This window comes from Pseudomonadota bacterium, assembly GCA_039033415.1.
In the GTDB taxonomy this organism is placed as follows: Bacteria; Pseudomonadota; Gammaproteobacteria; order Xanthomonadales; family SZUA-38; genus JANQOZ01.
The window spans coordinates 64,244-70,790 of sequence record JBCCCR010000037.1 but is presented as its reverse complement, the minus strand read 5'-3'; the positions used below and the strand labels follow the sequence as shown (position 1 = coordinate 70,790).

Sequence of the window (6,547 nt, the reverse complement as noted above, 5' to 3'; positions counted from 1 at the left end):
TCACCGTTGTTAAAGGCCAACCAACGGCTGGTCATGTCGGTGACAAAGCTCACCTCGACGCGATCCACCAATGGGAGCAGGCGGCCTTCCAGCTCGGCGATTCTCGGATCGTGGACGTTCGGGTCGAACCCTGCCTCCTTCAGGGAGAATCGGCGTTCTCGAAAGTTGGGGTTTCGAACCAGGACGGCGCCTGTTTCGTCCAGCGAATCGAGCTGATAAGGACCGGTGCCAACCGTGCGACGCGCCAGCTCCTCGCCATAAGCCTGCTCAGCCTCGCGCGGAATAATCGCTGAAGCCGGATTGGCCAGGGTGTGCAGAAACTTTGGCGATCGAGCCGTGAGCTGAAACCGAATGGTCAGCTTATCAAGCACCTCGATTCCGGCCGGCAGCTCAGCGTAGTCGCCCTTCCATTCTTTGATCCCCAAAACGAGATCCCGCCAGAGATCGCTGCGCCGAGCTTTGATCTTCGGATCGAAATGGCGCAGTACCGAGTAGGCGACGTCGGCCGCGGAAACCGTCCGACCTTTCCCGCCTGGAAACGCTGGGTCGTCCGGAAACCTCACATCGGGTCTCAGTCGCACGGTCACGGTGCGCCCATCCTCTGAGACCTCGGGCATCGCAACGGCTAGCGAAGGTACGAGTGCTAGGGGCCGCGATAGATACCGATATTCGAAGAGCGTGTCGTAGGTGGCCAGCACCAACGCCGAAGCGTACCGCGACTGTTTGAACCCAGGCCGGACGCTGTCGGTGCTGCCGTTGAAGGCTGCCCGGAGCGTGGTCGCCCGCGGCTCGGACTGCTCCATACAACCAGACCCTGCTGCGGAAAGACAAAGCACCAGGAGCCAGCGACTCAGGCAAGACAATCGGTTCATGGGGAAATAACAGCAAAGATTCCCGGTGCGTGGCAAGCAAAAAAAAAGCGGGTGGCTCCGGGCGCCACCCGCTCTTTAACGTTCGAGGTCAGTCCCAACCCAAACGTACCTGGTAGGTAAGTTTTGACCCCACTCCCACCTGGCACGATGGACTATATGACTTCTTTCCCGTTACAGGGAAAAGTCTGATTTTTTTCCAGCAAAATGCTATTTTTCCTCCAAATTGAATTTATTTCTTCATCTGGAGTAGAAAATGTCAGCAATTCCTCTGTTTTACGAGATCTCTTCCGAACTGCGCGAGGGCACGTGCAGCCTTCTAACCGAACTTGCGGACGTTCTTATCGCCCACGGCGTCAAGATCAGCGACCTCGAACCGCTCATGCGTAAGGCCATGGTAGACGCGGCGGCCCGCAAACTCGAGCGGGAAGGTGAACGAGCAACGGCAACCAACGTCGGTCTGCAAACGGGCCTGACTCGGGACAAAGTCAGCACCTATATGCGTCAGAAGCCCGCTGCGATCTCCGGGCGTCTGTCGCCGGTCGCTCGTGTGCTCGACGAGTGGCAGCGCGGTGAGCGATGGCGAAACGAGTCGGGCCCGATGGATCTTCCGGTATCCGGTATTCGATCCTTCGAGGCGCTGGCCAAACACTGCAAAGTTACGGGCTATTCCGTCAAAGCCCTTATCGAGTACCTCGAGGCCTGCAACAACATTGAGGTGCTGGAAAACGGCGATCTTCGGCTCAAGCGGCTTGGCGCTGTTCCAGAGGACATGATGGAACGCACGCTGGCGATGTTCCGAAACGTCACCAAGCACCTGTCTACCGTTAATCACAACCTTCGCTGCAACCCGGAAGACCGTATGTACGAGCAGGTCGCCGGGCGGCTCAACGTACCTCCGCGACGCATCGCAGCGGCGCTGGAGGCACTCAGTAATGAGGGAAGACGTTCCAACTTCGTCGTTAACAAGGACGTATTCCCTCAATTCGAGGCCCAATCCGAGCACAACGCCGACTTTGGCACCGACATCGGAATGGGCTGGTACACCTTCGTCCGAGGGGACGATTAACCCAAAAGGAAAAGAGTAATGAAAAGAGAAACTTTCTGGTTTGACCTGCTGAACTTCTTCAACTTCTTCAGTGGCTTCGCCACCAAAGATTACAACGAAGGCGGCGGAAACGGGGACTGATCCACAGGTCCTGAATCACCCAATGCTGGGGTCACCAAAAACACACTTATCAAGGAACACATCATGAAAAGAGAGACCTTCTGGTTCGACCTGCTGAACTTTTTCAACTTTTTCAGTGGCTTTGCCACCAAAGATTACAACGAAGGCGGCGGAAACGGGGACTGATCCACAGGTCCCGCAACACCCAATGCTGGGGTCACCCAATACACACACATCAAGGAATCCATCATGAAAAGAGAAACTTTCTGGTTCGACCTGCTGAACTTCTTCAACTTTTTCAGTGGCTTTGCCACCAAAGATTACAACGAAGGCGGTGGGAACGGCGATTAGCAGCCCCTTTAGGAGCCCGTAGCAAGTGCGGGCTCCTTTTACCGCCAGCAACCGCTCACCTGGGCGTTTCTAAGGTGGTTGATGCGGGCGAGCTCGAACTGACCGAGCGCGGGATGCGCGAGATCGTAGTGAATGACGAGCGGGAACGCCTTTACTATCTGCAGTAGTCGGTATTTGATCTAGCAGTCGGTGTCAGATCAGAACGAGCCTCGAGTGTCCGCTATCGCGCAAAGCAGACGCCTACGCTTCACTGGATTGCCGCTACTTTGATTTATCGAAGCGAAAGCTCGCATCAATAATGCATATTCTTTACGAGCTAGTAGTATCTTTCAAAGATGGCGCAATACAGCGAAATAAGTATTCGCAGTGCTGGTCGGCGCACGGAATGATCTGAGAGGAACAGACACTTTGAGCACGTTCAAGCCTGCAGGATATTTGGTGGCGATTGGGTGTTTTGTACTGATCGTGACGATCACACTCTTTTTGACCGTTCTGGGCTTGGGGCCGAATGAAGATGGGTCGGTTCCAACACTTGCGGAACGCGGTGCTGATTTCGTGGCGCGGCAAACCCTATTCAAAGCCTATTGGACGATCGAGGCATACGCGCTCAGTTTCATGGCAACTGGCGGAATAATTCTTGCCACTATGCTTCCAACAGAAAAGGCGGCGCCTGCGGGCTGGGGACTTTTCGGTGTAGGCTCGCTTGCGAATCTGAGCATGTATGGTGCGGCATTAGGCGGGTATTTTGTGGCGGGGGGACTTGCGTCTGATCAGCCGGCTCTATTGGAATTCGCAAACGAGCAAGCGCTTGCGGTCTTTTTCTTTTCAAATGCAATCGCTTTTTTGGGCGTGTTCTTCATCTTCCTGACGGATTTTCTGAGGTCGGCAAGTATTCTCCCTAAACCGCTTACAGCAATCGGTGCATTCGCAGGGTTTTTCGGTTTTATCGCTGCCTCAGCGGGCCCATTTTTGGGTAGCGGCGTCATGCCGATTGCTGGCCCTGCAGGGCTTATCGGATACGCTTTGCTGGTCGGTATGAGTATTCGTTCAGTTAGAACTTAACCTTTCAAGCCACACTTTCTCACGGTATACGCAACGCTCTACCCTGTTCTCGCGCCGCTCCACCCAGCAAATCTGTTCGGCTTCACATCCGATTCACCGCCGCTTGAAAATCATGTCGAAGCCTGTCGAAGATTCTGCTGACGCAGGCACAGCTTTACGGCTTCACTCGAGTTAAGGTAAACGGCAGCACCATCTCACCGACAGCTGCCGGCCGTCTTTCAACCATCAAATTCTGGGAAGGAACGTCACCATGAAAGCATTTATTCGCGGCACCCTGGCGGCTTCTGCGCTTGCCCTCACTGCAGCAGCGAACGCCGATATCACCGTACCGTCTGGCAAGTACACGCTCGAAAAGACGCACGGCTACATCACCTTTACCTACAGCCACCTGGGCTTTTCTAATCCTCAGATCGGCTTTGACTCTTTTGACGTTGATCTGGATCTCGACGCAGCCAACCCGGCAGCCAGCAGCCTCAGCGTGACCGTCGACGCAACGAGCGTGAACAGCCGAGTTGAGGTATTTGACGAACACCTGAACGATGACAAGCTGTTCAACACCGACGAGTTTCCGTCGATCAGCTTCACCTCCACCGGTATGGAGGCGCTGGGCGACGACCAGTTCAAGGTGATGGGTGATTTGACCATCAAAGGCATCACCAAGCCCGTCGTGCTCGACGCTTCCATCAACAAAACCGGCAACAATCCCTTCAGCAAGAAGCCGACCGTCGGCGTCTCCGCGACCGCCAAGGTCATGCGCTCTGAGTGGGACATGAGCTACGCCACTCCAGCCGTGGGTGATGAAGTGACTATTTCCATCGAAGTCGAGCTGCACGGTAACCCCGACAGCTAAGTCGTCATGTCCGCGCCGAGCCAGCAATACACGAGCGTCGCCCGGCTGCTGCATTGGGCAGTAGCCGGCCTCATCGTGCTCCAGTATGTGCTAGCTCGGTTGGCGGAAAACGCCGAGCATGCGGACCGCACCGTCCGGGTGCTCGCGCTGCTTGCCAACCACAAATCGGTCGGCATCACGGTCCTGATGCTGGCGGTCATTCGGCTGGCCTGGCGTTTTTTCCGTGCACCGCCCGCCCTGCCCGTCCAGATGGCGGGCTGGCAGATCAGCGCTTCTAAGATCAGCCACGGCTTGCTGTATTTTCTGCTGTTCTCGCTGCCGATTACCGGGTGGCTGATGTCCTCGGCCACCGCTTACTCGGTCAGCTGGTTTGGCCTGTTCCAGCTCCCCGATCTCGTAGCCCCGGATCCGCTGCTTAGCGATCGGCTCGAGCAGGTACACGACACGCTCGCCAAGCTGTTGTTTGTCGTGGCGGTTATCCATATTGTGGCCGCCTTCAAACACGCGATTGTTGATCGCGACGGAGTTATGTCTCGTATGACGTCTACACCGGTGGTAATTCTGTTCCTCGCGCTCATCGGCGGCGGTGTTTATCAGCTGGGTCTCCCCGACAGCCCGCGGGCAGCGCCGGCGCAGACCACGCCGGCGGCCACGGTTGAGACGCCAGAAATATCGACTCCGTACGAAAAGGAAGAGGCTCCAACTGACGACGCGCTGGAAGAATCGTCCGAAGCAGCAGACCAGCTAGCGGCTGCACCGGAGCCACTACCCACCTGGCAAATCAACTACGCCAACAGCTATATCCGCTTTACCGGCGACCAGGCCGGCGCCAGCTTCACCGGCGACTGGACCTCCTGGGAGGCTAGTATCCAGTTCGACGCCGAGGCGCTCGATCGCAGCGCTTTTGCGGTGACCGTCAACACCTCATCGGTGGACACCAACGACGCCGACCGCGACGCCACCATCATTGACCCAGACTGGTTCGATACCGCCAATCACCCACAGGCCTTTTATAACGCCACGCGTTTCTCCGCAGCGGGCGACGGGAGCTTTGTGGCTGACGGCCAGCTCACGATTAAGGGAGAGGCATCGCCGGTGAAGCTTGCGTTTACCGTCACTGGCGAAGACGGCAAGCAGGTGATTACCGGTCAAGGAAGGCTGCTGGAGGGCAACGCGCTGCTAGACCGGCTGGCGCTCGGGCTTGGCCTCGGAGACTGGCAGGACACCTCCTGGGTTGGTCAGGAAGTGCAGGTGGAAGTACGCGTCGAGGCTACCCTGCCCTAGTATCAGGGGTGCGGGCTTCCGAGTCCCCTCTACCCAGCAGCCACCGATCAACGCCGCTGACCACAGCGGCCCCCGCTAACAGCCAAAGACCGATCCGCGGTTCCACGCTGGCCGCGGCACCCAGCTTTAGCATGACCAACAGCAGCGCCAGCACAAAAACGCTCAGCATCGACCACTGCGATGCCAGCGTGTGCAGGTGTTGATAGCCGGGATGTCGGGTCAGCCGATGACCGATCGAAGCCCCCAATCTGAGCGCCGGGGCAAGAACCACCGTAAAGAGCAGCATCAGTGGGAGCAACCACTCCCCTTCGCCCAGCATTTTCGGAAGGGCCGCCAGCAAGCTGTAGGCATTGCGCCAAAAAAGCCACTTGTTCACCTCCATCAGCGGAGTGAGGAGCCCCGCGACCAGCAGCCCAAGACCTGCCAGCGGTAGCAGGATGAGCGCCTGTTCGCGGCGCGTTGAACGTCTAACGTGGGGCGAACGCTCGGGCGGCTTCAATAGGAGTTCTGCGCCCACCATCGTCAAGACAATCGCTGCTGCAAACCAGTAAACCCCGGACGCTGACTCGAAGGATGACAGCAGCCGCAGTCGCCCGGCGCCGGTTAGAACCGCCACGACAAACACGTCGAGCATCGACCACTTGCCGAGCCACAGCAGCCATCGGCTCGCCGAGTAGCGCGACGGATGCACGCAGAAACGGATTAGGAGGGCCAGCTTCAGCAGCGGAAACACCACCGAAAATCCGAAGATCAGGACCGCGAGGCCGAACTTGCCGTTCGACACCAGTTCCCAGACTCCCTGAACAATGGAGTAGCTTGTCGCCGATGTTGCAAGGGTATCGACGGTCAGCACCGGCAACAGCAGACCCGGCAGCAACGTCATGGCGGACAGGACCAGCATCTTGCCCGCCCAGCCTGCTCGCCAGAGTCTCACCAACCGACTCAGCTGGAGCCGAACCCAAC

General features: G+C 57.5%; 6 protein-coding genes. 4 read left to right on the top strand and 2 right to left on the bottom strand.

Annotation, left to right across the window (positions count from 1 at the left end; genetic code table 11):
• Positions 1–803, bottom strand: an 803-nt coding sequence (locus tag AAF358_23775; GenBank protein MEM7708596.1) for an ABC transporter substrate-binding protein, incomplete at its 3' end; no start/stop codon positions are given.
• Positions 804–1,125: 322 nt separating this feature from the next.
• Here AAF358_23775 and AAF358_23770 point away from each other — a divergent pair.
• From AAF358_23770 to AAF358_23755, 4 genes are all read left to right on the top strand, one after another.
• The gene (locus tag AAF358_23770; GenBank protein ID MEM7708595.1) at positions 1,126–1,938 is read left to right on the top strand and encodes a hypothetical protein; all 813 of its coding nucleotides are present in this window, start codon (positions 1,126–1,128) and stop codon (positions 1,936–1,938) included.
• Positions 1,939–2,796: 858 nt separating this feature from the next.
• Positions 2,797–3,450, top strand: a complete 654-nt coding sequence (locus tag AAF358_23765) for a hypothetical protein (GenBank protein ID MEM7708594.1) — start codon at positions 2,797–2,799, stop codon at positions 3,448–3,450.
• A gap of 250 nt (positions 3,451–3,700) precedes the next feature.
• A complete protein-coding gene (locus tag AAF358_23760) occupies positions 3,701–4,300 on the top strand; it encodes a YceI family protein (GenBank protein ID MEM7708593.1) in 600 nt (199 codons plus the stop codon).
• Positions 4,301–4,306: 6 nt separating this feature from the next.
• The gene (locus AAF358_23755; GenBank protein MEM7708592.1) at positions 4,307–5,584 is read left to right on the top strand and encodes a YceI family protein; all 1,278 of its coding nucleotides are present in this window, start codon (positions 4,307–4,309) and stop codon (positions 5,582–5,584) included.
• Here the strand turns inward: AAF358_23755 and AAF358_23750 are convergent.
• The gene (locus AAF358_23750) at positions 5,571–6,518 is read right to left on the bottom strand and encodes a paraquat-inducible protein A (GenBank protein MEM7708591.1); all 948 of its coding nucleotides are present in this window, start codon (positions 6,516–6,518) and stop codon (positions 5,571–5,573) included. The two genes, AAF358_23755 and AAF358_23750, sit on opposite strands and share 14 nt — an antisense overlap.
• Positions 6,519–6,547: the final 29 nt, after the last annotated feature.